Origin of the sequence: Streptomyces sp. ISL-98 (assembly GCF_018614055.1) — a bacterium.
Classification (GTDB): Bacteria; Actinomycetota; Actinomycetes; order Streptomycetales; family Streptomycetaceae; genus Streptomyces; species Streptomyces spiramyceticus.
On record NZ_JAGGPB010000045.1, the window covers coordinates 15,358 to 41,676 of the forward strand.

A 26,319-nucleotide genomic window follows, 5' to 3' on the forward strand; every position below is an offset into this window, starting at 1 on the left:
ACTAGGCTCAGGGCATGTCAGTGGAGGACGCGCGGGAACCGGGCGATCGAGATGATCCGAGGGGCCTTCTTGAAGCCGCGACGGAGGCGACCCGCAGCCTGCAGGGGCTCTCCACCGAACTCACCGCGCGCGTGCCCCAGCTGCTGGAGGCCATGCGATCCGTCGGCACCGGCCTGGAGCTGCACTCCACCCTCGACCGGATCTGCGAGACCGCGGCAGAGCTCGCAGATGCCCGGTACGCGGCGATCGGCGTCATCGACGAGGAGGGCGACGGGCTCTCCGACTTCGTGACGTACGGAGTCACCGAGGAGCGGGCGGCACTGATCGGGCGGCTGCCCGACGGACGCAAGGGGCTGCTCGGAGCGCTGATCCAGCACCCCGAATCCGTGCTGCTCGACGACCTGACGGCCGATCCGCGCTTTGCCGGATTTCCCGCGCACCATCCCCCGATGCGGTCCTTTCTGGGGGTCCCTGTCTGCGTACAGGGTGAGATCTTCGGCAATCTCTATCTGGCGGAGAAGAGCGGCGGGGCGGAGTTCAACGACTACGACCTGCACATGGTCCGGGTGCTCGCCACGGAGGCCGGGATCGCCATCGGCAATGCCCGGCTGTACGAGGCGGCGCGGCAGCGTGAGCGCTGGATCGACGGGTCTGTCGCCGTCACGACCGCCCTGCTGGCGGGCGGCGACGCCGACGAAGCCCTCACGGTCGTAGCGGAACAGGCACGTCGGCTCGCCGATTCGGCGGCCGGGATAGTGCTGCTGCCCGCCGAAGAGGGCGGCCTGGAGATCGTCGCCGTCTCCGCCGACGACCCTGCCCAGTCCCTGGGGGTGGTCATCCCGCCGGAGAGCCCGGTCGTGGGGCGGCTCCTCGACGGCGAGGCGGTCTTCATCGCCGACTCCGCGAGCGACCCGCGCATGAGCACCAGGCTCGCGAAGCAGTACGGGCCGAGCATGCTGCTGCCGCTGCACAGCGGCGGGCGGGTGCTGGGCGCACTCGCCACGCCGCGCGCGCGTGGCGCGAAGCTCTTCACGGAGGCGGAGAGGACTCTGGCCACACAGTTCGCGTCGCAGGCGGCGCTCGCACTGATGATGGCGGAGGCGCAGCGGGACCGGGAGCGGCTCGCGGTGTACGAGGACCGCGACCGGATCGCCCGCGACCTGCACGACCTGGTGATCCAGCGGCTGTTCGCCACCGGGATGATGCTGGAGGGCGCGCAGCGCAGGTCGGTGGTGCCCGAGGTGCGGTCGGGTGTGGGCAAGGCGGTCGACGAACTGGACGTGACGATCCAGGAGATCCGTACGGCCATCTTCGCGCTCCAGCAGGGTCCGGCCGAGGCGCCTTCGGGGCTGCGTACGCGCGTACTGCGGGAGGTCAACATGGCTGCCGTGCCGCTGGGCTTCAAACCTGCGCACCGCTTCGTCGGCCCGGTCGACGCGCTGGTCGGCGAGCTCACCGGCAAGAACCTCATCGCGGCGCTGCGCGAGACGCTGTCCAACGCCTTCCGGCACGCACAGGCGTCCCGCATCGAAGTTGTCGTCGACGCCACCGCCGAACTCGCTGACGGCCGACGCGGGGTGCGGCTGTCGGTCGCCGACGACGGGGTGGGCATTCCGGAGGGCGGCAGGCGCAGCGGTCTGCGCAACCTCAAGCGGCGGGCCGAGTCGCTGGGCGGGACCAGCGAGTGCGGGCCGGGGATCGGGCCGGACGGCGGCGGCACGACGGTGGTGTGGGAGGCGCCGCTCTAGGTCCGGCGCAGGGTGTGCCGGTACGCCGGATGGCGGGACGACACCCCGGTGGCGCTACCTCGGTACGGGGAATCGTGGTGCGGCCGGGCCACGATCCGTCAATGCGCCTCGGACCCATGCGCCGCGGACCAATGCGCTGCGGCCCCTGCCAATGGCCCCTCGTGGCCGTGCTGTGCGCCCTCCTGTGCGTACCTCTCTGCGTGCTCCTCTGGCTCCCCGCTCCCGCCGTCGCTGTCGTCGCGCGTGACAGCTCCTCCGACGGGCCCGCCATCAGCGCCGAGGTCGCGCGGCTGTACGAGGAAGCGGCGCAGACCTCGCAGACGTACGAGCGTGGCAGGCTCGCGGCGAAGACCCAGCGGATGAAGGCCCACCGGCTGGAACAGCTGCTGGAGGCGGAGCGGCGCGAGGTCGAAGCGCTGCACGCGGACGTGGGGCGAGTCGCCCGGGCCCAGTACCGCACCGGGAGCGGAGGCATCACGTACACCACGCAACTGCTGCTGGCCGACGATCCGGAGGATCTGATGAACGGTCAACAGCTCGCCTGGCAGGCAGATCTGGCCGTGTCCCGGATGCTGGAGAGGGCCGAGAGGGCCGAACGCAGGCTCGCCAGGGACGAGAAGCGGGCGACCGCCGCCTGGCGCGACTTCGACGCCCGTTCTCTGCAGCTGGCGGCGATCAAGCGCGGTATCGCGGTGAAACTCGAAGAGGCGCGGTGGAAGCTCCAGGGTGCGGCGGACCGCAGCGTCGCTGCGGGGCGCTGCGCGGGCGCCGTACGGCTGGAGCAGCAGGAGGAGCCGACCACGCGCGCGTGGGTGACGCCCGTCGAGAAATACGAGCTGTCGGCAGGGTTCGGCGGCGAGGGCGCGCGCTGGAAGAGCAGGCACACCGGGCAGGACTTCGCCGTGCCCATCGGCACACCGGTACGGGCCATCGGCGCGGGCCGTGTCGTTTCGGTCTCCTGCGGCGGCGCATTCGGCATCGAGGTGGTGGTCGGGCACCCGGGCGGCTACTACTCGCAGTACGCACACCTGGCCGGCGTCACCGTCGACCAGGGGCAGCTGGTGCGTACCGGACAGTGGGTCGGGCAGGCCGGCACCACCGGGAACTCGTCGGGGCCGCACCTCCACTTCGAGGTGCGGCTCACTCGCCACATGGGCTCGGCCGTCGATCCGGCGCGCTGGATGCGCGAGCACGGGGCGGGGTTTTGACGGGCGGTTCTGAGGCGTGGGGTCTTGGGGCGGGAGCCCCTTGCGTGACTACAGGCCGGCGAGGATTCGTTCGATGACGACCGCTACGCCGTCGTCGTTGTTCGCGACCGTACGGCCGGACGCCGCGGCCACCACGTCCGGGTGCGCGTTGCCCATGGCGTACGACGTGCCCGCCCAGGTCAGCATCTCCACGTCGTTGGGCATGTCCCCGAAGGCCACGACCTCGGCGGGGGAGATGCCGCGCTCCGCACAGCACTGCGCGAGCGTGCTCGCCTTGGAGACGCCGAAACCGCTGATCTCCAGCAGGGCGGTCGGGCTGGACCGGGTGATGGACACGTGGTCGCCCGCGGTGGCCCGGGCCAGGGTGAGGAAGTCGTCGGGGGACAGCTCGGCGTGGTGGGCCAGCAGCTTGATGACCGGGGTCCCGGAGCCGGGGGCCGCCTCGTGGAGCAGCTTCTCGACGGCGGCGACGGTGGCGCCCGGGTCGAGGTGGAAGGGCGGGTAGCCGGGCTCGTAGTGGATGCCGTTGGTGAGCTCGACCGCGAACGAGGTGCCGGGGGCTGCGGCGCGCAGCGCGAGGGCGACGGCGAGGGCGTTCTCGCGGGGCAGCGGTCGTACCTTCAGCAGGCTTCCGCCCGCGTGCAGGTCGACGACGGCGGCGCCGTTGGCGCAGATCGCCATGCCGTGGCCGTGGACATGGTCGCTGACGACGTCCATCCAGCGGGCCGGGCGGCCGGTGACGAAGAAGACCTCGATACCGGCCTCCTCGGCGGCGGCGAGCGCGGCGATCGTACGGTCCGACATGGACTTGTCGTCGCGCAACAGGGTGCCGTCGAGGTCGGTCGCGATGAGCCGCGTGGTGGCGGCCGGGACCGGGCGGGTGTGCTGGGGGTCGGTAGCGTCCGTAGCTGAGGTCACAGATCCATCTTCCCGTATGGAGTACACGGGCGTGCGAAGGGGCGCACATCTGAGAGCGCGCGGAATCGCCTGCGGGGGAGCGCGTCCGGGCTCGACCGGGCACGCGGCCATGATCGGCGGGGTACGTCCGGCTTACGGACGGGAACGCGTCAGGGTTCGGCCGGGGTACGGCCTGGATCGCGTCCACGATCAGTCACGGACCGGCCGGTGATCGGTTCGGGGCCTGCATTCGCAGGGGGCGGCCAGAGGGATGGGGCGTCCCTGGCCGCATCCGGCTCAGCGATCTGTCCTGTCCGGGGGCGATCCTGCCCCCGGACAACGGCTGGGAACGGTGGCCCGGGCAGCGCGTTCTCCACGTATGGTCGAGGGCATGCGTTTGAGCACCGTGATCCTTCCCATCCGCCGCTGGTCGCAGGGTGGCCGCGATGCGTGGCAGCGAGCCGAGCAGCTCGGTTTCCACGCCGCGTACACCTACGACCACCTGTCCTGGCGGACCTTCCGCGACGGTCCGTGGTTCGGCGCCGTGCCGACCCTTACCGCCGCGGCCGCCGAGACTTCGCGGATGCGCCTCGGCACCCTCGTCACGTCGCCGAACTTCCGGCACCCCGTGACGCTCGCCAAAGACCTGATCACGCTGGACGACGTGTCCAACGGGCGCATCACGCTCGGCATCGGCGCCGGCGCCAATGGGTTCGACGCCACCGCGTTGGGCCAGGAGCCCTGGACGCCGCGTGAGCGCGCCGACCGCTTCGGGGAGTTCGTGCCGCTGCTCGACCGGCTGCTCACCGAGCCCGCCGTCACCCACGAGGGCACGTACTACTCCGCTGTCGAGGCGCGCAACATTCCCGGCTGCGTGCAGCGGCCCCGCCTGCCCTTCGCGATCGCCGCGACAGGCCCGCGCGGGCTGAAGCTCGCCGCCCGGTACGGCCAGGCCTGGGTGACGGCCGGCGACCCGAAGCTCTTCGAGTCCGGCACACCCGCCCAGTCGCTGGAGGCCATCCGCGGCCAGGCCGCCAAGCTCGACGCCGCCTGCGCCGAGATCGGCCGGGATGTGAACGAGATCGACAAGATCCTGCTGACCGGCTTCACCCCTGAGCGGAGTGGCCCGCTGGAGTCCCTCGACGCCTTCGTCGACTTCGCCGGCCGGCACTTCGCGCTCGGCTTCACCGAGATCGTGCTCCACGCCCCGATCGCCGACTCGGACTTCGCGGCCGATGAGAAGGTCTTCGAGCAGATCGCGACGGAGGGGCTGGCTCAGCTCCGCTCGTGACCGTCGGGTCGTTTCGGATCAGGGCTTGATCCGGGTCAGAGGCGGAGCGCGGTGACAACGAACTCGGTGGCGGGAAAGTGCGGTTGTTCTACGCCGGTGGTCAAGCCCGTTGCCTAGGCTGGTCGGTATGGACGGGGAAACGGTGTTGGCGGCCCTCAGGGCCGAATCGCAGCGTCTGTACGAGAAGGTCTGCGCGATCCCGGAGGGTGAGTGGGACCGGCCGAGCCCGTGCGATCCCTGGACCGTGCGTGAGGTGTTCGCCCACCTGACGAACGCGGTCGACCGGGTCGGCAGCATGCTGGCGGAGCCTGAGCCCGAGCCGTCGGGGGCGCTGGTGACGGCCGCCGGGTATTACGCACCCGACGAGCGCTTCTCGACGGACGCCAATGAGGTCCGCATCGAGACGGCCCAGGATTCCGCCGGCTGGTACGCCGACGGCCGCGCGCTTGCCGAGCACTTCGACTCCGTCTGGCGCTCTGTAACCACCGCTTGCGCCAAGGAGCCTCCGGAGCGCCGGGTCCGTACGCGGCACGGCGACCCCATGCTGCTGTCGGACTTCCTCGTTACCCGGGTCGTCGAAGTCTGCGTGCACGGCTTCGACGTCGCGGTGGGGCTCGGCCACGAGCCGTGGCCTACCGACGAGGCGGCGGACGTGGTGGCGCGGCTGTTGCTGGGCGGCCGCCCGTACGACGCATCCGTGCCCGTGCCAGGAGGCGGCTGGGACCGTACGACGTTTCTGCGCAAGGCGACCGGGCGACTTCCGATGACCGCGGCGGAGCGCGCGGCTGAACGCCTGGGACTGCGGCGGCTGACGCTGGGTTGAGCCTGTTTCACGTGAAACAACGGACCGTCCCAGCTCCTAGGGCGTGTCCGCCCCAGCCCTCCCAGCCATGCCGGTCAGTCGGGGAAGCGCAGGTACTCCGGCGGTACTGAAGCGGTGAGCCACACGCCATTGGCGCTGACACGGAAGATGTGACCGGCACGGTGCATCGCCCCGGCGTCCACGCTGATGACGACGGGACGGCCGCGCCGGGCGCCGACGCGGGTGGCAGTCTCGCGGTCGGGCGAGAGGTGGACGTCGTGCCTGGCCATGGGGCGCAGGCCTTCGGTGCGGATCGCGTCCAGGCTTCGGGCGACAGTTCCGTGGTAGAGGTACGCCGGCGGCTCGGCCTCCGGGAGACCGAGGTCGACCTCGACCGTGTGGCCCTGGTTGGCACGGATCCGGGAGCCGTCGATCGCGAACCGCTGCTTGTCGTTGGCGGCGACAACGTGGTCGAGCTCGGCGCGGGTGAACCGGAAGCCGTGCTCCGCCGCAGCCTTGATCAGCGTCTCGATCTCGACCCAGCCGTTCTCGTCGAGCGTGATCCCGATCCGCTCCGGCTGGTGCCGAAGGTGCTTCGAGAGATATTTCGACACCTTTGTGATGCGTCTTTCATCCATCAGGCCAGGGTGCCCGGGAGGCGAGCGTCACGCTACTCAGATTCGAACGACAGGTTTGATCCACAGCCAAGTCCGGTTATCCACAAGGGATTTCGCGCTTCTGTGGACAACGTACATGCCTTTTCAGGGTATTTGGTCAAGTTCGTTGGCTATTTGGAACTTTGGGGTCAGCGAATCCAACGTCCGGGACTGCACCTCCCGTTCAGCGGCAGCCGCGATGAACGCAGCCGCATTGGCGGATCCAACCAGCCTGCGCACCGCCCGCATTGTCTCTTCGGGAAGGCTGACAATCTCCGACTCCGGCCCCGTTGCGGGCGGAGCTGCAGTGCCGAGGTGCTGCTGGAGGTGACGGGTGGCGAACGTCTGCATGGCACGGGCCAGTTCGGCGTCCACGGTCTGCTGCGCGAGCGGCCGCAATCGCCGCACCATTTCCGCCGCCTCCGCCGCTTCCGCGTCCGTGGGCGGACGGTGACCGAGGTAGCGCGCGAAGACGTGCTCCGTGGTGAACTCCAGGAAACGCGTGGCGATGTGCTCCACCTGGCCGCGAAGTTCCCGCAAGTGCCCAGATATTGCCAGCAGCGGCACACCGGCCGCATGCAACTCGGCCGCCACAGCCAGTTCTTGCGGTGACGGCACCAGGAACTCGTCGTCACGCCCCGGGATACGTTCAAGCACCCCGAGCTCCACCGCGTCCTCGACCGCCTCGTCGTCGGGCTTCCCGCCGAACCGCTCGTCCAGCTCCGCCCGCGATATCCGGTCCGCCTTCTCGTCCGTCCACGGCCCGTTGACCTCGGCGACGAGACCGAGCACCCCGCCGAGCCCCTTCCCCGCGTCCCAGGCCTCCAGCAGTTCCTTGATGCTGGCCAGGGTGTAGCCGCGGTCGAGCAGCGCGGCGATCTGGTGGAGCCGGGCCAGATGCGTGTCCCCGTACACATTGGACCGGCCGCGCCGTTCCGGCTTGGGGAGCAGCCCGCGGTCCTGGTAGGCGCGGATCGTGCGGACCGTGGCGCCGCTGTGGTGCGCCAGGTCCTCGATCCGGTACTCGGCTGTCGGCTGACCTGACACGCTCACTCCCTCGGTCCCCACACGCCTACGACAGGGCTGCCCGGCCCACCGCACCCGCGGCGGCGCGAGCCGCGGGCGACGTCGCGAGGTACTCGACGGCCTTGCGCAGTGAGCCCTCCTGCGAGGGATGGTACGACCGCCGGAAGTAGCGCGGTATCGCGGAGCCGAGCTCGCGCCAGGTGGGCAGCAAGCCCTTGGCGACGGCCCTGTTGTGCTCGCGCAGCGAGTACCGCAGCCGGCCGGCGAGCTCGGGGTCGTGCCGGATCAGATACGCCGCGCCCCACCACCACAGCCACAGCAGCGTGGGGGCGACCACCACCATGCCCTCGATGCGGCGGGCGTACCGGGGCAGCCCGGAACCACCGCAGTGCTGGTACATGTCGAAGGCCACCGCCCGGTGTTCGACCTCCTCGGCGCCGTGCCAGCGCAACAGGTCGAGCATCACCGCGTCCGGATCGGCGTGGTCGAGGTCCTCGGCGTGCAGCACCCAGTTCCCCAGGACGGCGGTGAACTGCTCGATCGCCGCGATCAGGGAGAGGCGGAAGCGCAGCCACTCCTGCGCCGGTATCGGCACGCCGAACGGCGGTGCCTCGCCCAGGAGTTTCTCGAAGAGGAAGTCCACATGCTTGGTGTACGGCCGGGTGTCCAGTTGCTGCTCGGCCAGATGGTTCAGCACATACGCGTGCTGCACGCTGTGCGTCGCCTCCTGTCCCATGAACCCCTTGACGTCCTTCAGGAGTTCGGGATCGCGGACCAGCGGCAAGGCCTCCTTGAAGACCTTGACGAACCACCGCTCCCCCGCCGGCAGCAGCAGGTGCAGCACATTGATCACATGCGTGGCGGTGGGCTCGTCCGGTATCCAGTGCAGCGGCGTATCGCGCCAGTCGAACGAGACCCGGCGGGGCGTTATGGCGTAGTGCTCGGCGTGGTCAGCGCTCTCGGCGTTCTCGGTTCGCTCCTCCTCCGTGCTCACAGCGGCGGCTCCATTCGGGCGATGGCGCGCAGCGTCCTCGGCGCGAAGCGGGACATGAAGTGGGCACCGCGCGCCTCGGGTGTCACGGGCACAACCGCCTGGTTGCGCACGACGGCCTTGAGCACCGCTTCGGCGACCTTCTCCGGCGGATAGTTGCGCAGCCCGTACAGCCGTGTCGACCGCTTCTGCCGGCGCTTCTCCTCGTCGGCCGAGACCCCGGCGAACCGCGCCGTCGTGGTGATGTTGGTGTTCACGAACCCAGGGCATATCGCCGTGACACCGATGCCCTGTCCCGCGAACTCCGCCCGCAGGCACTCGCTCAGCATCAGCACCGCCGCCTTCGACGTGCTGTACGCGGGCAGCATCTTCGACGGCTGGTACGCCGCCGCGGACGCGGTGTTGACGATGTGGCCGCCCTGCCCGCGCTCGGCCATCTGCTTGCCGAAGAGCCGGCAGCCGTGGATGACGCCCCACAGGTTCACGTCGAGGACCTTCTTCCAGTCCTCGGCGGTGGTGTCCAGGAAGGAGCCCGAAAGACCGATACCGGCGTTGTTGACCAGGACGTCGACGACGCCGTACTCGGTGGAGACCTTCTCGGCGAGCTTCTCCATCGCCTGCTCGTCACTGACGTCCACCGTCTCGCCCCAGGCCTGCGGCGCCCCGATCAGCCGGGCCATCTCGGCCGTCCTGGCCGCCCCCTCAGCGTCCCGGTCGACGGCCACGATCCGCGCCCCCGCCTCGGCGAACGCGAAGGCGGTGGCCCGCCCTATGCCGCTGGCCGCTCCCGTCACCAGCACGAGCTGCCCGCCGAACCTGTCGGCGTACGGGCCCTTGGCCGCCGTCTCCCTGGGCGCCACCCCGGCCGCGCTGTCCTCGTTCCCCGCGACGAACTCGCTGATCCAGGCGGCCAGTTGATCAGGTCGGGTCCGCGGCACCCAGTGCTTGGCGGGCAGCGTGCGCCGCACCAGTTGCGGCGCCCACAGCTCCAGGTCGTCGTACAGCCGCTCCGAGAGGAAGATGTCGCCGGTCGGCGTGATCAGCTGGACCGGCGCATGGGCGTACGCATCGGTGCGCGGCCTGCGCAGCCGGGCGCGGACGTTGTCCCGGTACAGCCAGGCGCCGTGCGCCGCGTCCTGCGGCAGCGACGCCGTCGGATAGTCACCGGCCGCCACCTTCTCCACCCGCTGGAGGATCTTTGGCCACTGCTTGCCCAGCGGGCCGCGCCACGCAAGCTCGGGCAGGACGGGCGTGTGCAGCATGTACACGTACCAGGACTTGGCGCCCTGGCCGAGCAGCTGGGCCGCCCTGCGCGGCGTCGGCCGCGACATCCGCTTCTTGATCCAGTGCCCGAAGTGGTCCAGGGAAGGGCCGGACATCGAGGTGAAGGACGCGATCCGGCCCTCGGTGCGCTTGACCGTCACGAACTCCCAGGACTGCACGGACCCCCAGTCGTGCCCGACCAGGTGCACCGGTTTGTCCGGGCTGACCGCGTCCGCGACCGCCAGGAAGTCGTCCGTCAGCTTCTCCAGCGTGAAGCCGCCGCGCAGCGGCATGGGCGCCGTCGACCTGCCGTGCCCGCGTACGTCGTAGAGCACCACATGAAAGTGTTCGGCCAGGCGCGAGGCGACCTCGGACCACACTTCCTTGCTGTCCGGATAGCCGTGCACCAGCAGTACGGTCGGCTGCGCGGCATCGCCCAGCTCGGCGACGCAGAGCTCGACCCCTCCCGTACGCACCCAGCGCTCGCGCGCCCCCTGAAGACTCACGCCGACTTCTCCTCTGCCCAGCGCCGCACATGCGGCAGATCGTCGTCCAGCCAGAACGCGCTCTGCTCGGGATCCCGGGAGTCGGTCACCACCAGGATTTCCTCGAACTTCGCGCCCGTACCCCGGAATCCGAGATGCGGCTCGACCGCCCACAGCCCCGGCTGCGGCGGGTGGTCGGAGAATTTGTACGGGCTCCACAGCGGCGACCAGCCGTCGCGGTGACCGTGCAGGGCATCGCTCGCCAGCCCCTTCAGCGACTGCGTGCCGAACCCGAAGAGATGTGGCGACCAGCGGCGCTCCTTGACCCGGTCGACTTTGTGGGCGATGACGCCGAAGGGGTATGCGCGGTGCCGGTTGGCGTATCCCTGGCGGATCATGAGCCGTTCGACGTTCTCGTATATCTCCCGCAGCGACCGACGCTCGCGTACCTCGCGCAGGATCAGCTCACGGTGAGGTTCGAGATCGGCGAGCAGTTTGTCGTGCACGGGATTGAGGCCCAGGCACCCCGAGTACCCGATGTCCGACGTATAGCCGTTGTAGACCGGGGCCATGTCGAGGATGAATGGCATTCCCGGCTCCAGCCGCCGGTTCGTCGGGAAGAACTGCAACGGCACCCGGAAGTTGACGAAGGCCGTCCGGTCCCCGAACCAGGCGAAGGGCAGATGGAACCAGTCCCGTACGCCCCGCTCGCGCAGCCAGTCACGCTGCATCCGCGCCGCATCGCGCTCCGTCACCCCCGGCTTGAGCTGGGCGGCGACGGCTTCGGCGCATGCGTAGGCGAGGCGCTGCACCTCCCTGAATCCCTGCAGGTCCGCGGTCAGTTCGCTCTGTGCTGCAGAGGTTGCTGGAACTGCTGAGGCTGCTGAAGCCATGCCACCTGTCCGTCCCGTATGCGGTAGGTACGCGCTCGTAACTTGACACTGATGAATGTGACAATGCCCGGCGGCGACGTCAAGGGGTGTGCGCGACCTGTGGATAACCGGCCGCCCGCCGGACCCGTCCCCGGACCCGCCCGCCGGACCCGCCCTCGCACCTGTCCCGTCCCTCGCCCCGGAGTCCTACTTCGGGCGTTTCCCCTACGGGTCCGTACGCCTGGAGTCGGACACGGATCCAGCCGCCTGGTCTGACGCGAGGTGTGGTCTGCGCCACTACCTTCGAAATGTGACTGTGATCGCGACCGAAAGCCTGAGCAAGCGGTTCCCGAGGGTGACCGCGCTTGACCGGCTCTCCCTGGACATCGGACCCGGCGTGACCGGCCTGGTGGGCGCCAACGGAGCCGGCAAGTCCACCTTGATCAAGATTCTGCTGGGTCTGTCCCCCGCCACGGAGGGCCGGGCCGCAGTGTTCGGCCTCGATGTCGCCACCAGCGGCGGCGCCATCCGCGAGCAGGTCGGCTACATGCCCGAGCACGATGCGCTGCCACCCGACGTCTCGGCCACCGAGTTCGTCGTCCACATGGCGCGCATGTCCGGCCTGCCGCCCACCGCCGCCCGCGAGCGCACCGCCGACACCCTGCGCCACGTCGGGCTGTACGAGGAGCGCTACCGCCCCATCGGCGGCTACTCGACCGGCATGAAGCAGCGCGTGAAGCTGGCCCAGGCACTGGTCCACGACCCGAAGCTGGTGCTCCTCGACGAGCCGACCAACGGCCTCGACCCGGTGGGCCGCGACGAGATGCTCGGCCTCATCCGCCGCATCTACACCGACTTCGGCATCTCGGTACTGGTCACCTCGCACCTGCTCGGCGAGCTGGAGCGCACCTGCGACCACGTCGTTGTCGTCGACGGCGGCAAGCTGCTCCGCTCCAGTTCCACCAGCGACTTCACCCGGACGACGACCACCATCGCCGTCGAAGTCACGGACACCGACACCCACCCGGACGGCACCCGCGCGCTGCGCGAGGCGCTCACCGCCGCCGGTACGACCCTCCACGCGGCGATGGAGGACGGTCTGCCGGGCGCGGGCCACATCCTGCTCGTCGAAGCGACCGGCGAAGAGACGTACGACCTGGTGCGGGACACCGTGGCGGACCTCGGAGTCGGTCTTGTACGGATGGAACAGCGCCGCCACCACATCGCCGAGGTATTCCGCACGGACGAGCACGGCCGGCCGGCGGAAAGCGGGCAGCGACAGCCCGTCGCCGCCGTCGCCGCACAGCAGCAGGTCGCCGCAGACCAGAAGGGAGCCGGCCGCGATGGCATCTGAAATCACCACACCGGGCACCGACCCGACCCGTATCCACAACATCGGCTACCGATCGTACGACGGCCCCCGCCTCGGCCGTGCGTACGCGCGCCGCTCGCTCTTCTCGCAGTCACTGCGCGGGGCGTACGGACTGGGCCGCAGCGCCAAGTCCAAGGTGCTGCCGATGATTCTCTTCGCGGTGATGTGCCTGGTCGCGGCGATCATTGTCGCGGTGGCGGTCGCTGCCCCTGTGGAAATGAAGGACCTGCCGGTCACGTACACGCGGTACGCGATCTACCTGCAGGCCGTCATCGCCCTCTACCTCGCCTCCCAGGCTCCGCAGTCCGTCTCGCGCGACCTGCGCTTCAAAACCGTCCCACTGTATTTCTCACGCCCCATCGAGCGCAGCGACTACGTCCTCGCCAAGTACGCGGCGATGGCCTCGGCCCTCTTCGTCCTCACGGCGACACCCCTGGTGATCCTGTACGCAGGCGCCCTGCTCGCCGAATTCGACTTCGCGGACCAGACGAAGGGGTTCGCACAGGGACTGGTCTCCGTGGCACTGCTCTCCGTCCTCTTCGCCGGTCTCGGCCTCGTGATGGCCGCACTGACCCCGCGCCGCGGCTTCGGCGTCGCCGCCGTCATCGCCGTACTGACCATCTCGTACGGAGCCGTGTCCACCGTCCAGGCCATCGCCTGGGAGCAGGGCGCGAACAGTGCGGTGGAATGGCTCGGCCTCTTCTCGCCCGTCACCCTCATCGACGGCGTACAGACGGCCTTCCTCGGCGCCACCTCTGCCTTCCCCGGAGGGGAAGGCCCCTCGGCCGGCAGCGGCATGGTCTACCTGCTCGTCCTCCTCGCGCTCAGCTTCGGCTCGTACGCCGTACTGATGCGCCGTTACCGAAAGGTCGGGCTGTGACCACCATCGACATCGACCACACCTCGCGCTGGTTCGGCAATGTGGTGGCGGTCAACGACATCACGATGCGGGTCGGCCCCGGCGTGACCGGACTGCTCGGCCCCAACGGCGCCGGCAAGTCCACCCTGATCAACATGATGGGCGGCTTCCTCGCCCCCTCCACCGGCACCGTCACCCTCGACGGGAAGCCGATCTGGCGCAACGAAGCCGTGTACAAGCACATCGGGATCGTGCCCGAGCGGGAGGCGATGTACGACTTCCTCACGGGCCGCGAATTCGTCGTCGCCAACGCCGAATTGCACGGACTGGAGGCCGGCGCGGCGGACAAGGCGCTCGCCACCGTCGAGATGGAGTACGCACAGGACCGCAAGATCGCGACGTACAGCAAGGGCATGCGCCAGCGCGTGAAGATGGCGTCCGCCCTGGTCCACGACCCGTCCGTGCTGCTCCTCGACGAGCCCTTCAACGGCATGGACCCACGCCAGCGCATGCAGCTCATGGACCTGCTGCGACGGATGGGCGCGGAGGGCCGCACCGTCCTGTTCTCCTCCCACATCCTGGAGGAGGTCGAACAGCTCGCCTCGCACATCGAGGTGATCGTGGCGGGACGTCATGCGGCCTCCGGCGACTTCCGCAGGATCCGCCGCCTGATGACGGACCGCCCGCACCGCTATCTCGTACGGTCCAGCGACGACCGCGCGCTCGCCGCCGCGCTGATTGCGGACCCGTCGACGGCGGGCATCGAAGTGGACCTGAAGGAAGGCGCACTGCGCATCCAGGCCGTCGACTTCGGCCGCTTCACCGAGCTGCTCCCGCAGGTCGCGCGTGCGCACGGCATCCGGCTCCTCACGGTCTCGCCGTCCGACGAGTCCCTCGAGTCGGTCTTCTCCTACCTCGTAGCGGCCTGAAAGGAGCTTGCAGCGATCATGTACGAACCCACAGTCGCCCGGCTCACCTACCGGGCCCTCCTCGGCCGCCGCCGGGCAGCCGTCCTCTTCATCCTGCCGGCCCTGCTGCTGGTCATCGCGGTCGCGGTACGGGTCCTCACGGGCGCGGACGACCAGGTGGCCGCCGATGTGCTCGGCGGTTTCGCGCTCGCCACGATGATCCCGCTGATCGGTGTGATCGCGGGCACGGGGGCGATCGGCCCGGAGATCGACGACGGCTCGATCGTCTATCTGCTCTCCAAGCCGGTGAAGCGGTCCACGATCATCTTCACCAAGCTCATCGTTGCGATCGCCGTGACGATGGCCTTCTCCGCGATCCCCACCTTCATCGCCGGCATGATCCTCAACGGCAACGGCGGACAGATCGCGATCGCCTATACGGTCGCGGCGCTCGTCGCCTCGATCGCATACAGCGCGATCTTCCTGCTGCTCGGTACGGTCACCCGGCACGCGGTGGTCTTCGGGCTGGTCTACGCGCTGGTGTGGGAGACCCTGTTCGGCAGCCTCGTGCCCGGCGCGCGCACGCTCAGTGTCCAGCAGTGGGCGCTGTCCCTGGCGGAACGGATCGGCGCGAACGGCACGATCACCTCGGACGTCGCACTGCCTACGGCGGCGGTCCTGCTGGCGGCGGTCACGGCGGCGGCGACTTGGTACGCGGGCCAGAAGCTGCGGACGCTGACGCTCGCGGGCGAGGAGTAGAAGCGGAACGCCTTCGTCCGTCAACCCCTGCCCTGTGGGCGGGGGTTGACGCATTTCCGCGAAACTGTACGTTTATCGGCTCGTTGTTCACCCTGCGTGGAGGCAACTGGGATCTGTGACGTCGAGCGTTCGTGAATTTGGGGATTGCCGGTGCCGGAGCGAATCCGGGCCGGTCACAAGAGTGAGTAGCCACCTTGAGCGTCCTCCGCCCCTGAAAGCCCGGGGACAGGGCTGTCCATCGCCGGCTTTCACGAACGGAAGGCATCCTCATGCCATCGGAAGTCACCCTGCTCGAATCGCGCACGATGCGCGACGAGCACCTGGGCCGCATCGACGTCCTCGACAAGGTCAAGGCGCTTGTCATGCTCCCGGACGGAATTTACGTCCGCACAGAGGACGTGGCCCGGTATTTCGAAGTATCCACAGAGGTCCTGAAGAAGGTCGTCCAGCGCCATCGGGAGGAACTCAACGAGAACGGGTTGCAAGTACTGCGAGGCGATGACCTGCGGGTCTTCCATAGGGACATCTTGTCCCTATGGAGCGACGACCTGGGGACAAGTTATCCACAGGCCGCCACTCAACTCACGTTGTACACCCGCCGAGCGGTGCTCAACATGGCGATGCTTCTTCGCGACAGCGACATCGCCCGCTGCGTCCGTACGTACCTCCTCGATGCCGAGGAGAGCGGCTGGCGCGAGGGCTACGCCTCGCTCGACCGGCGCGTCACCAAGGTCGAGTCCCACCTGGACTCGGTCGGGCACGCGCTCCAAGAGCTCGGCCCCGTCATCAACGGGATCTCGGTACGGCTGGACCGGCTCGACCGGCGGCTCGAAACCACCAACCAGGTCGTCGGCGCCATCAGCAACCGCCTCTGCGACCTCTCCGACGACATGCGGCGGATGGAGCACCGCATGGACAAAAAGCTGGACGCCGTCTCCCATCGGCTGAGCGCTCTGGAGCGCAGCCAGCGGCGTAAGCGCCGCTGATCCTCCGCTGATACCGGCCGCTGTCGAGGACCTCGGGCCGCACTCAGGTCAGCAGCAACCGCAGTAGTACGGCGGTGTGGCTGTGGTCCGGGTCCTTGGCGGCGGTCAGCAGGGTGACCCGGCCCGCCTTGGCGAGCGTACGCAGACCGTCCAGAGCCTCTGCCGCATCGGGGGCGGCGAGCTCGGCCTCGTAACGGCGGCCGAACTCCTCGAACTCGCCGGAAGGGCTGTGATACCAGCGACGCAGCTCGTCGGACGGCGTCAGGGCCTTCGGCCATTCGTCGACGCCCGCCGCGTCCTTGCTGAGACCGCGCGGCCAGAGCCGGTCGACCAGCACCCGGGTGCCGTCCTCGGCCGACGGCTGCTCGTACACCCTGCGCACTCGGACATCAGGTTTGCTCACAGGAATCAGCCTGCTACACGTTCCGGTCCGGCGCGCGCTCCTCAGCCCTGTAGCAGCTGCTCCAGCACCACCGCGATGCCGTCGTTCTCGTTCGACGCCGTGATCTCGTGGGCCACGGCCTTCAGCTCGTCGTGCGCATTGGCCATCGCCACACCGTGTGTCGCCCACCCGAACATCGGGATGTCGTTCGGCATGTCACCGAAGGCGATCGTGTCCGAGGCCTTGAGCCCCAGCCGCCGCGCCGCCAGCGACAGGCCCGTCGCCTTGCTCAGGCCCAGCGGAAGCATCTCCACCACACCCGGGCCCGCCATGACTACGTCCACCAGGCTGCCGACCGTCTGACGCGCGACCTGCGCGAGCGCGTCGTCGCTCAGCTCGGGGTGCTGGATGTAGACCTTGTTCAGCGGCGCCGACCACAGATCAGCGGGGTCCTTGAACGGTACGTACGGAAGCGGGCCTTCCTGCACCTGGTACCCGGGGCCGACCAGCACCGCCCCCTGCAGACCGTCGCGGCTGGCGGCGAGCGCCAGCGGACCGACCTCCGCCTCGATCTTGGAGAGCGCGAGCCCGGCCAGTTGCCGGTCCAGCGTCACCGAGGTCAGCAGCCGGTGCTCACCGGCGTGGTAGACCTGCGCGCCCTGGCCGCAGACCGCGAGGCCTTCGTAGCCCAGGTCGTCCAGGATGTGCCGGGTCCACGGGACCGCACGTCCGGTGACGACGATGTGGGCCGCGCCCGCCGCCGTGGCGGCGGCGAGCGCGTCGCGCGTACGGGCCGAGACCGTCTCGTCGGAGCGCAGCAGCGTCCCGTCGAGGTCGGTCGCGACAAGCTTGTACGGAAAAGGGGCGGAGCGAAGGCTCACTTGGTGATCGGCTCCAGCACTTCACGGCCGCCCAGGTACGGACGGAGCACCTCGGGCACCCGCACCGAACCGTCCGCCAGCTGGTGGTTCTCCAGGATCGCCACAATCGTGCGCGGTACGGCGCACAGCGTGCCGTTCAGCGTCGCGAGCGGCTGGACCTTCTTGCCGTCGCGCATACGGACCGACAGCCTCCGGGCCTGGAAGCCGCCGCAGTTCGACGCGGACGTCAGCTCGCGGTACTTGCCCTGCGTCGGGATCCACGCCTCGCAGTCGAACTTGCGCGAGGCGGAGGAGCCCAGGTCGCCCGTGGCCACGTCGATCACCTGGAAGGGCAGTTCCAGGCCGGTCAGCCACTGCTTCTCCCACTCCAGGAGCCGCTGGTGCTCGGCCTCCGCGTCCTCGGGATTGACGTACGAGAACATCTCGACCTTGTCGAACTGGTGCACCCGGAAGATGCCCCGGGTGTCCTTGCCGTACGTACCGGCCTCGCGCCGGAAGCAGGGCGAGAAGCCGGCGTAGCGCAGCGGCAGCTTGTCCGCGTCGATGATCTCGTCCATGTGGTACGCCGCGAGGGGGACCTCGGAGGTGCCGACCAGGTAGTAGTCGTCCTTCTCCAGGTGGTACACGTTCTCGGAGGCCTGGCCGAGGAAGCCCGTGCCCTCCATGGCGCGCGGGCGGACCAGCGCGGGCGTGAGCATCGGGATGAAGCCGGCCTCGGTCGCCTGCGCGATCGCCGCGTTCACCAGCGCCAGTTCGAGCAGCGCGCCGACACCCGTCAGGTAGTAGAAGCGCGAGCCGGACACCTTGGCGCCGCGCTCGACGTCGATGGCGCCGAGCGCCTCGCCGAGCTCCAGGTGGTCCTTGGGCTCGAAGCCCTCGGCGCCGAAGTCGCGGATCGTGCCGTGCGTCTCCAGAACGACGAAGTCTTCTTCGCCGCCGACCGGTACGTCGGCGTGCACGATGTTGCCGAGCTGGAGGAGCAGCCGCTTGGACTCCTCGGCCGCCTCGTCCTGCTCGGCGTCGGCCGCCTTGACGGCGGCGGAGAGCTCGGCGGCCTTCTTCAGCAGCTCGGCCTTCTCGTCGCCGGTGGCCTTGGGGATGAGTTTGCCGAGCGACTTCTGCTCGGAGCGGAGTTCGTCGAAGCGGACGCCGGACGACCTGCGCCGCTCGTCGGCGGAGAGGAGGGCGTCGACGAGCGCGACGTCCTCTCCACGGGCGCGCTGGGAGGCGCGAACACGGTCGGGGTCCTCACGGAGCAGGCGAAGGTCAATCACCCCACCAGGCTACCCGCGACCGCTTGCGGCCATCGACTTGATATTGCATTGCATGGCAATTTGCCCGAATTGCCCATATTGGGAATGCTCGCGAGAATCGCCGCACGTGCCCGCCGGTGCGCGTCAATAAAACAGGCACTATTCCCCGAAACAGGGCACTTTCCGTCGGTCGCGTTGACGCTTCTTCCTTGCGGCGAACGGGAGTTGGCGGACCGGTTGTCCACAGGAATGCACTACCCCGGAAGGTTATCCACAGGCTGTGCGAAAGATCTGTGGATGCCGGAAGGGATCGTTCCGAATGGTGCATGCGGGGCGGAAGATTCCCCGGTCAAACCCAGTTCACACGCTCATTCGGGTGGGAATTACTCGCTCTAAAGAGTTGATCAATGGAATTGAGGTGACGTCACCCGACCTGACGACCTGTGGACGGAAGGGTGCCCTCTGAGGAGATTTGTCGACCATGTCGGGATACGTTGTCGACTTGTCCCCAGGTCGAGAAGCAGTCCTGTGGATAACTTCTGTGGGTAACGCAAATCTGCAGGTAGGACTAGCGCGAGCAGGGCTTGTGCGGCCGTGCCCCCGTGCGGCTCAGCTGATACGGGCCGATCAGGCCCGGCCGTCCTGACTGCGCGCCAGCCACTCCGACGCCGCCACGAATTCCGCGTCCGACGTCCCCGCCCGCAGCGCCCGCACGTCCTCGACCGACACCCCGGCCCTCGGATACGACCCGAGGAACCGCACATTCGGGCAGATCCGCTTGAGCCCCATCAGTGCCTCGCCCACCCGCCGGTCCGAGATGTGCCCCTCGGCGTCCACGGCGAAGCAGTAGTTGCCGATCCCCGCCCCCGTCGGCCGCGACTGGATCAGCATCAGGTTGACCCCGCGCACCGCGAACTCCTGGAGCAGTTCGAGCAGCGCACCCGGGTGGTCGTCGCCCAGCCAGATGACCACCGACGTCTTGTCCGCACCGGTCGGCGCGGCCGGCCGCCCGGGACGGCCCACCAGCACGAAGCGCGTCTGCGCGTTCACCGCGTCGTGGATCTCGGTGACGAGCGGTTCGAGGCCGTACTTCGCCGCCGCGAACTCACCCGCGAAGGCCGCGTCGTACCGGCCCTCCTGGACCAGCCGCGCGCCGTCCGCGTTCGACGCCGCCGACTCCCACAGCACGTCCGGCAGATTCGCCGCCATCCAGTTGCGCACCTGCGGCTGAGCGGCCGGGTGCGCGGTGACCGTCTTGATGTCGCCGAGCTTCGTGCCGGGGCGCACCAGCAGCGCGAAGCTGATGGAGAGCAGCACCTCGCGGTAGATCATCAGCGGTTCGCCGGACGTCAGCTCGTCGAGGGTCGCGGTGATCCCGCCCTCGACGGAGTTCTCGATCGGTACGAGCGCCGCCGCCGCTTCCCCGCTGCGTACCGCGTCGAGCGCGGCCGGCACGGACACCATCGGGACGAGCTCCCGGGTGGCGGCTTCCGGAAGCGTACGGAGGGCGACCTCGGTGAAGGTGCCCTCGGGGCCGAGATAGGCATAGCGCGTTGCCGACATACGGTCACCTTAATGCGCGCTGTGAAACAGCCCGTACGGACAGCCGCACCGCGCCCTCAGGATTCCAGCAGCCGCTGCCCCACGTACTCCCCGTCCAGCGCCCCGCCCGGAACCGCGAAAAGCCCGCTCGCCTCGTGCCGGACAAAAGGCGACAATGCGTCCCCCCTGTCGAGCTTGCGCTGCACCGGCACGAAGCCGCGCAGCGGGTCCGCCTGCCAGCAGATGAAGAGAAGCCCGGCGTCAGGCGTCCCGTCGGCGGAGATCCCGTCGTGGTACGAGAACGGCCGCCGCAGCATCGCCGCGCCGCCGTTCTGCTCGGGCGCGGAGATACGGGCGTGGGCGTTGGAAGGGACGACCAGCTTGCCGTCCGGGCCGGTCTTGTTCAGATCCAGCTCGGTCGTCTCGCTGCCGCCCGTCAGCGGAGCCCCGTCGGACTTCTTCCGCCCGATGACCTTCTCCTGCTCGCCGCGCGCCAGCTTCTCCCAGTCGTCGAGGAGCATCCGGATGCGGCGTACGACGGCGTACGAGCCGCCCGTCATCCACTCGGGATCGCCACTCGCGGGCACGAAGATCCGCCGGTCGAAGTCGGCATCGGACGGCTTCGGATTGCCCGTGCCGTCGATCTGCCCCATCAGATTGCGGGCGGTCATCGGCTGCGCGGTCGTGCCCGGCGAACGGTTGAAGCCGTTCATCTGCCAGCGCACCTTGGCCGCGTCCCCCGCCTCCTTCTGGATGGCGCGCAGCGCGTGAAAAGCGACCAACGAGTCGTCGGCGCCGATCTGTACCCACAGGTCGCCGTTGCTGCGCCGCGGGTCCAGCTGGTCGGAGGAGAAGTCGGGCAGCGGGTCGAGGGCCGACGGCCGCCGGGCGGCCAGGCCCGTACGGTCGAAGAAGGTCCTGCCGAAGCCAAAGGTGACGGTCAGCGAGGACGGCCCCGCATCCAGCGCCACCCCGGTGTCGCCGTCCCCGAACGGCTCGCCCGCCATCAGCGTGCGCGCCGCCGCCGACCAGCGCCGCAGCAGCGCCGCGGCCTCCTTGCGCCCCGCGCCCGCCGCCAGGTCGAACGCGATGAGATGCCCTCGGGACTGGAGGGGCGTGGTGATACCGGCCTGGTGCTCGCCGTGGAAGGGGGCGGACGTCGAGCCGACGGACGTCAGCGCCTTCCCGTCCGCCGCACTGCCGGAATCCGAGGCAGCGGCGTACACAGCGGCCCCGCCCCTAGCGCCCAGCGCGAGCCCCGCGGCGCCGGCCGCGCCCGCGGTGCCGAGCAGCCGCCGCCTGGAAATGTCGATGTCGCTCACGCCGGTCAGCCGATCTTCACGTTCTTCTTGACGGTCACTTGGTCGATGTCGGAGGTACGGACGGTCAGTTCGAGCTCCCACGTACCGGGCATCGGGATCTGCACACCGTTCGCGCTCCAGTGTCCGCTCGCGACGCGGTCCGGGATGGCGGGCAGCGGCCCGATCTCCTTCTCGTTGTGGGTGAACGCGACCTTCACCTCGGGGGCGTCCATCACCCGCCCGTTGGGCCGCTCCAGCCACACATGCAGTCCGTTGCTGCCCGAACGCGCCGGGTCGAGTTCGACCCTGGCTGTGCCCTTGCCATCCTCGCCGCCCGTATCGAAGGGGATACGGATGTCGATCGGGCGGTCGGGGACGGCGGTGGAAGTCTCCGCCCTCGCCACTTCCTTCTCCTCGGTACGCCCCGGCTCGGTGCTGGTCAGTACGGTCGTCACGGCCAGCAGCACCACCGCGACCCCGGCCTCCGCCAGTACGGAACGCCGCAGCCCGAGCCGCTCGGGATCGGCGTCCCGTACGCGCTTCACGCGCGCGGTGGCCACAGCGGCCTTCTGCCGGGCGAGTTGAGCGGCCCGGGCGGGTTCCTCGGGGACGGTAACGGCCTCAGCCGCCTCACCCTCACTCTCGTCCTCAACCTCCGCCCGCTGCTCGATGAGTGCGGCCGCTTCTGCCTCCGGCGCCACGGTCTCGGCCAGCCGCCCCGTCCAGCGCCGCGAGAGCCAGGCGATGCCGACGAGCACGGCGACCAGCCCGACCTTGACGAGCAGCAGCTGCCCGTACGCCGTCCCGGTCAGCGCCGACCAGGAACCGACCTGCCGCCACGACTGGTAGAGGCCGGTCGCGGCCAGCACGACGACGCTCGCGAAGGCGACGCGGGAGAAGTTCCGTACAGCCGTACGTTCGATGCCCGGAGTCCGGTAGAGCGCGACCAGCAGCGCCGCGAGCCCGCCCAGCCAGGCTGCGACCGCCAGCAGATGCAGCACGTCCACGGGCATCGCGATGCCCGGCTGGAGCCCCGTCGACGCGTGCTCGGAGAGCGCCCAGGTCGCCGCGACACCGGCCGCCAGGACCCCGCCGCCCAGGGCGAGTCCGAACGTGAGGTCCTTCTTCTCCTTGGGGTCCTCGCGCTTGGCGTACGCCCCGAACAGCACGGCGACGAACAGCGCGCCCGCGCCGAGCAGCAGCAGCCGCGAGACGAGCGAAGCCCCGGTCTTGGTGTCCAGTACAGCCTTGAGCCCACTCAGGTCGAAGGCGTCGGCGAGCTTGCCCGAGCCCGTGTAGGGGGCGCGCAGCAGCAGCATCACCAGGGTGGACGCGGTGAGCGTGATCCACCCCTGGACGACGAGGCGTTGCAGCGGCCGCTCGCCCGCGCCGCGCTGCCAACAGGCCAGCACGAAGGCGGCGCCGCCGACGAGCAGGATGAAGCCGGCGTACGACGTGTAGCGCGCGATGCCGTAGAGCGTGCCCACGAGGCCGCCGCCCGCAGCCTGTTCGGGTACCTCGACGGTGGTCTTGGAGGGGGCGCCGATGGAGAAGGTGAAAGCGCCGGAGATGGGGTGGCTGTCGGCGGAGACGGCCTGCCAGGCCACGGTGTACGTGCCGTCGGGCAGCCCGGAGTGCAGTTGGACGCCGTACTTGACGACGTTTCCGCTGCACATGTTGCGCAGCTCACCGGTGTCGGCGCGCTTGCCGCTGGGTTCGAGTACGCGGATCGAGTCGTCGCCCAGGGCGATCTGCTCCGAGAAGGTGAGGGTGATGTTCTTGGGCGCCGTGGCGACGACCGCCCCGTCCTTCGGGTTGCTCCCGGTCAGCGCGGCGTGCGCCGATGCGGGGGCGGCTCCTGCGAGCAGGGTGCCGAGGAGTGCCGTAGTGATGAGCAGCAGCCGGATCACTGCGGCTCCGAAGCGCGGGGCGGTTGCCGGCATGGTGTGTCAGTCCCTCACTGCTTCTTCGGGTTGTGGGTGGTCTCCTCGACCGGAAGTTCGGTCTTGATCACGCCGGCCTTCTCGAAGTGCAGCTCCACGGCCACCTTCTCGCCCACCTGGGGCTTCTTCTTCAGCTTCAGGAACATGATGTGGCTCCCGCCGCGCTCAAGGTTCAGCTGACCGTCCGCGGGGATGTCGAAGGACTTCACCTCCCGCATCTTCTGGTTCTTGGTCTCGTGGATCTGGACCTCGCCCGAGATGTTGCTGGTGACGGAGGTGAGCTTGTCCGCGACATCGCTGTCGTTCTTGACGGTCAGGAAGCCGGCGGCCATGTCGTCCATGACGGGCTCGGGCATGAAGGCCCCGCTGACCTTCAGCTCGGGCTTGGCGTTCTTGACGTCGGCGTCGCCCGAGCCGTCGGTGGAACAGCCCGCCAGAACAAGGCCCGTGGTCAGGGCTACGGCGGTGACGAGGGTGGTGCGGCGGTTCACGGGTTCTCCCCCTTGAGGAGCTTCGGAAGGTCATTGGCGTAGTCGTCGGCGGTGGCGTCCTCGCCGTACAGCACGTATCCGGCATCGGTCTTCGGCGAGAACGCGATGACCTGTGCACCGTGCATGGAGACGACCGAGCCGTCCTTTTCCTTCTTGGGCGGGTCGATGCCGATACCCATCTGGCGGGCCCCGGCCTGAATGGTCGGGAAGTCGCCGGAGAGCCCGGTGAACGCGGGGTCGCCCGCGCCCTTGAGCCACTTGCCGAGTGCCTTCGGGGTGTCCCGTTCGGGGTCCGTCGTGATGAAGACGACCTGGAGCTTCTCCCGGTCCGCAGGGGAGAGCTTCTTGTACGCGATGGCGATGTTGCTCATCGTCAGCGGGCATACGTCGGGGCAGTTGGTGTAGCCGTAGTAGACGAGCGTCGGCTTGCCTTCTGTCTGCTCACGCAGGTCGTACTTCTTGCCGTGCGTGTCCGTGAGGACGAGATTCGGCTTCTTGAAAGGCCGGTCCAGTACGGTCGCGGCCTTCGTCGCGGCATCGGCGGAGACGCCGCTGAGCGGCTTGGAGCTGTCGGCCTTGCCGCCGCCGCACGCGGACAGGGTGAGCGCGGCCGAGGCTACGAGCGCCACGGCCAGCGCGTTCTTCTTGCGCATAGGAATAGGTCCCGGTGTTTCGGTGAGTGTCAGGAGGTGCGGCGGCGGCCGGCGAGAACGCCGAAGGCCACGCCCGCGACACCGACGGCGATGCCGACGACGGCGAGGACGCGGGCGGTCGAGTCGCTGTTGCTGGTGCTGTCGGCGGCGGTTTCGCTCTTCTTGCCGTCGTCGTGGGCCTTGGCGTCATGGGCGGACGCCTCGTCGTTCTTGGCGCTGCCGGAGCCGTGGTGGTCGTCACCGGTGGGCTCGGTCAGCTTGAGGACGGGGGCCGGGGACTGCGGCTCCTCCTGGCCCTCCTTGGGCTCCTCGATCCAGCGGACAACTTCCTTGTTGTCGTACGTCTGGACGGCCTTGAAGACCAACTGGTCGGCGTCTTCCGGCAACTGCCCGAGCGAGAGCGGGAACTGCTGGAACTCGCCGGGCCCGATCTTGCCGCCGGTCCAGGTGACCTTGGAGACAGCCTCGGTGATCTCCTTGCCGTGCACCTTGAGCGGCTTGTCGAGCTCGGTCTTGGTGACCTTGACGGTCCATCCGGGCACGGGCTGCGGCATCACGGAGGACAGCGGGTGGTCGGTGGGGAAGGAGACTTCGAGCTTGGTGGTCGAGGCGTTGTCCCGCTCGTTGGGCACCTTGACGTTGACGGTGGCGTAGCCGCCCTTCTCGGCGGGGCCGACGGGCTGAACGCCGACGTGCGCGAGGGCCGGGCCCGCGATCAGCAGGACGGTGGAAGCGGCAACGGCGCCGGCGACGGCGGAGATACGCGTGACATTCATGGCTGGAAACACTCCACGGAGCAGAGGTGAATGATGTTCCGGCGCGCGGGTACGCACCGGCATCGCGACGCCGCTCCCGTGGTGCTACGTCGAGGAGTGCGCCGCGTCAGGCTGCGAGAACGAGCGCCGCCGAGGGCGGACCGCGCCTGATCACCGTGTGCTGGAGGGCTTCCCCGGGCGGCCGCAGCGGCGCGAGGAACGGGGTGCGCAGGGCGCGCCGGCGCTGCGCGGGCGCACCGGGCAGCCCGGCGCGCAGCGAACGTACAAGTGCGAGCGCGGCGCGCAACGACCGTACGAGTGCGCCCTCCGCGACTCCATGCGCCGACAGCAGAACCAGCCGGGTCAGCGCCGCCTCCCCGCGCCGCAGCAGCCAGCCTGCCGCGACGGCGGCCAGCATGTGCCCGAGCAGCATGGGGAGGGTGGGGAACAGCCCGGCATTCGCCACGGCCTCGGACTGCTGCGCCGCATTGGCCGTGTGGGATGCGTGAGCCGCATGCGTGAGGTGCTGTTGGGCCGCCTGCACGGATGCCGGGTCGATGCCCGCTTCGGTGACGATCCGCCGGGCCTCTGCGGTGCTGAGCGGCAGGGCCCCGGCGCCGCACAGCAGCTTCGCCGCCAGCATGCGCAGCGAGGTGTCGGTGGCGGCCGACTGCAGGGCGGGGTTGTGCTGGCCGAGCCCGAAGAGGACGTGCAGGGCGAGTTGTCCGCAGGTCAGCGCGGTGGCGATGGCGGGCAGCGAGCGCGCGCGCCCGGCCAGCGGGGCTACCACGGCGAAGACAGCGGCGCAGCCGAGCGCGATCGTCCACCACGGGACGGTGGCGCAGGATGCCATGACGTGTCCGGTCGCGGACAGCGCGACGCAGACCGCGGTGAACACCGCGGTCCTCAGCAGCCGCGGACCGGCTCCGGCGCGTACGACCGATGTAGACATGGCGCCGACATCATCGCATTGCGTCCACCTGCCTCATACGGCA

Annotated in this window: 25 protein-coding genes; 9 read left to right on the forward strand and 16 right to left on the reverse strand. The window is 69.4% G+C overall.

Going from position 1 to position 26,319, the window contains the following annotated elements; all coding sequences use genetic code 11:
* Nucleotides 1-14: 14 nt before the first annotated feature.
* On the forward strand, nt 15-1,748 hold the full coding sequence (locus J7I98_RS28530) for a GAF domain-containing protein (RefSeq protein ID WP_214927912.1): 1,734 nt from the start codon (nt 15-17) through the stop codon (nt 1,746-1,748).
* 131 nt (nt 1,749-1,879) lie between these two features.
* Complete coding sequence (locus J7I98_RS28535) at nt 1,880-2,956, forward strand: M23 family metallopeptidase (RefSeq protein ID WP_374225185.1); 1,077 nt, start codon at nt 1,880-1,882, stop codon at nt 2,954-2,956.
* 48 nt (nt 2,957-3,004) lie between these two features.
* Here J7I98_RS28535 and J7I98_RS28540 read toward each other — a convergent pair whose 3' ends face one another.
* Nucleotides 3,005-3,874 carry an HAD hydrolase family protein gene (locus J7I98_RS28540; protein WP_308377976.1) on the reverse strand — a complete coding sequence of 290 codons (870 nt, stop codon included), beginning with the start codon at nt 3,872-3,874 and terminating at the stop codon, nt 3,005-3,007.
* A 370-nt stretch (nt 3,875-4,244) separates the two neighbouring features.
* Between J7I98_RS28540 and J7I98_RS28545 the strand changes: the two genes are divergently transcribed.
* Together J7I98_RS28545 and J7I98_RS28550 are read left to right on the forward strand one after the other, a co-directional pair.
* Nucleotides 4,245-5,144, forward strand: a complete 900-nt coding sequence (locus J7I98_RS28545) for an LLM class flavin-dependent oxidoreductase (RefSeq protein ID WP_214927915.1) — start codon at nt 4,245-4,247, stop codon at nt 5,142-5,144.
* Between the two features lie 127 nt (nt 5,145-5,271).
* On the forward strand, nt 5,272-5,967 hold the full coding sequence (locus J7I98_RS28550; RefSeq protein ID WP_214927916.1) for a maleylpyruvate isomerase N-terminal domain-containing protein: 696 nt from the start codon (nt 5,272-5,274) through the stop codon (nt 5,965-5,967).
* 74 nt (nt 5,968-6,041) lie between these two features.
* On the opposite strand, the gene J7I98_RS28555 is transcribed toward J7I98_RS28550, so the two are convergent.
* The 5 genes from J7I98_RS28555 to J7I98_RS28575 all read right to left on the reverse strand — a co-directional run bounded on the left by J7I98_RS28555 (nt 6,042) and on the right by J7I98_RS28575 (nt 11,260).
* The gene (locus J7I98_RS28555) at nt 6,042-6,584 is read right to left on the reverse strand and encodes an RNA 2'-phosphotransferase (protein ID WP_214927917.1); all 543 of its coding nucleotides are present in this window, start codon (nt 6,582-6,584) and stop codon (nt 6,042-6,044) included.
* 123 nt (nt 6,585-6,707) lie between these two features.
* Complete coding sequence (locus J7I98_RS28560; RefSeq protein WP_214927918.1) at nt 6,708-7,649, reverse strand: MerR family transcriptional regulator; 942 nt, start codon at nt 7,647-7,649, stop codon at nt 6,708-6,710.
* A 25-nt stretch (nt 7,650-7,674) separates the two neighbouring features.
* The gene (locus J7I98_RS28565) at nt 7,675-8,622 is read right to left on the reverse strand and encodes a metal-dependent hydrolase (RefSeq protein ID WP_214927919.1); all 948 of its coding nucleotides are present in this window, start codon (nt 8,620-8,622) and stop codon (nt 7,675-7,677) included.
* Nucleotides 8,619-10,388 carry an SDR family oxidoreductase gene (locus J7I98_RS28570; RefSeq protein WP_214927920.1) on the reverse strand — a complete coding sequence of 590 codons (1,770 nt, stop codon included), beginning with the start codon at nt 10,386-10,388 and terminating at the stop codon, nt 8,619-8,621. Before J7I98_RS28570 ends, J7I98_RS28565 begins: the two co-directional genes overlap by 4 nt.
* Entirely contained in the window at nt 10,385-11,260 is an 876-nt protein-coding gene (locus tag J7I98_RS28575) for a M24 family metallopeptidase (RefSeq protein WP_214927921.1), read from the reverse strand. Before J7I98_RS28575 ends, J7I98_RS28570 begins: the two co-directional genes overlap by 4 nt.
* 295 nt (nt 11,261-11,555) lie before the next feature.
* Here J7I98_RS28575 and J7I98_RS28580 point away from each other — a divergent pair, with 295 nt between their 5' ends.
* The 5 genes from J7I98_RS28580 (at nt 11,556) to J7I98_RS28600 (ending at nt 16,123) form a co-directional block, all read left to right on the forward strand.
* Entirely contained in the window at nt 11,556-12,593 is a 1,038-nt protein-coding gene (locus J7I98_RS28580; RefSeq protein WP_308377979.1) for an ABC transporter ATP-binding protein, read from the forward strand.
* Complete coding sequence (locus J7I98_RS28585; protein ID WP_214927923.1) at nt 12,583-13,491, forward strand: ABC transporter permease; 909 nt, start codon at nt 12,583-12,585, stop codon at nt 13,489-13,491. Before J7I98_RS28580 ends, J7I98_RS28585 begins: the two co-directional genes overlap by 11 nt.
* Entirely contained in the window at nt 13,488-14,399 is a 912-nt protein-coding gene (locus J7I98_RS28590; RefSeq protein ID WP_214927924.1) for an ABC transporter ATP-binding protein, read from the forward strand. Before J7I98_RS28585 ends, J7I98_RS28590 begins: the two co-directional genes overlap by 4 nt.
* An 18-nt stretch (nt 14,400-14,417) precedes the next feature.
* Nucleotides 14,418-15,137 carry an ABC transporter permease gene (locus tag J7I98_RS28595; RefSeq protein ID WP_214927925.1) on the forward strand — a complete coding sequence of 240 codons (720 nt, stop codon included), beginning with the start codon at nt 14,418-14,420 and terminating at the stop codon, nt 15,135-15,137.
* 269 nt (nt 15,138-15,406) lie between these two features.
* Complete coding sequence (locus J7I98_RS28600; protein ID WP_214927926.1) at nt 15,407-16,123, forward strand: hypothetical protein; 717 nt, start codon at nt 15,407-15,409, stop codon at nt 16,121-16,123.
* 43 nt (nt 16,124-16,166) lie between these two features.
* On the opposite strand, the gene J7I98_RS28605 is transcribed toward J7I98_RS28600, so the two are convergent.
* The 10 genes from J7I98_RS28605 to J7I98_RS28650 all read right to left on the reverse strand — a co-directional run bounded on the left by J7I98_RS28605 (nt 16,167) and on the right by J7I98_RS28650 (nt 26,276).
* Entirely contained in the window at nt 16,167-16,532 is a 366-nt protein-coding gene (locus tag J7I98_RS28605; RefSeq protein WP_214927961.1) for a DUF488 domain-containing protein, read from the reverse strand.
* A gap of 35 nt (nt 16,533-16,567) precedes the next feature.
* Nucleotides 16,568-17,386, reverse strand: a complete 819-nt coding sequence (locus J7I98_RS28610) for an HAD family hydrolase (RefSeq protein WP_214927927.1) — start codon at nt 17,384-17,386, stop codon at nt 16,568-16,570.
* Nucleotides 17,383-18,660 (reverse strand): serine--tRNA ligase, encoded by a 1,278-nt coding sequence (serS, locus tag J7I98_RS28615; protein WP_214927928.1) that lies wholly within the window; start codon nt 18,658-18,660, stop codon nt 17,383-17,385. The genes J7I98_RS28610 and serS overlap by 4 nt, the downstream gene beginning before the upstream one ends.
* 606 nt (nt 18,661-19,266) lie before the next feature.
* Nucleotides 19,267-20,202, reverse strand: a complete 936-nt coding sequence (pheA, locus tag J7I98_RS28620; RefSeq protein ID WP_214927929.1) for a prephenate dehydratase — start codon at nt 20,200-20,202, stop codon at nt 19,267-19,269.
* Between the two features lie 56 nt (nt 20,203-20,258).
* Entirely contained in the window at nt 20,259-21,503 is a 1,245-nt protein-coding gene (gene efeB / locus J7I98_RS28625; RefSeq protein WP_214927930.1) for an iron uptake transporter deferrochelatase/peroxidase subunit, read from the reverse strand.
* Between the two features lie 5 nt (nt 21,504-21,508).
* Nucleotides 21,509-23,425 (reverse strand): copper resistance CopC/CopD family protein, encoded by a 1,917-nt coding sequence (locus J7I98_RS28630; protein WP_214927931.1) that lies wholly within the window; start codon nt 23,423-23,425, stop codon nt 21,509-21,511.
* A gap of 14 nt (nt 23,426-23,439) precedes the next feature.
* Entirely contained in the window at nt 23,440-23,916 is a 477-nt protein-coding gene (locus J7I98_RS28635) for a copper chaperone PCu(A)C (RefSeq protein ID WP_214927932.1), read from the reverse strand.
* Entirely contained in the window at nt 23,913-24,569 is a 657-nt protein-coding gene (locus tag J7I98_RS28640) for an SCO family protein (protein ID WP_214927933.1), read from the reverse strand. The genes J7I98_RS28635 and J7I98_RS28640 overlap by 4 nt, the downstream gene beginning before the upstream one ends.
* A gap of 29 nt (nt 24,570-24,598) precedes the next feature.
* Nucleotides 24,599-25,345, reverse strand: a complete 747-nt coding sequence (locus tag J7I98_RS28645; protein ID WP_214927934.1) for a YcnI family protein — start codon at nt 25,343-25,345, stop codon at nt 24,599-24,601.
* Nucleotides 25,346-25,451: 106 nt separating this feature from the next.
* The gene (locus J7I98_RS28650; RefSeq protein WP_214927935.1) at nt 25,452-26,276 is read right to left on the reverse strand and encodes a hypothetical protein; all 825 of its coding nucleotides are present in this window, start codon (nt 26,274-26,276) and stop codon (nt 25,452-25,454) included.
* Nucleotides 26,277-26,319 lie beyond the last annotated feature (43 nt).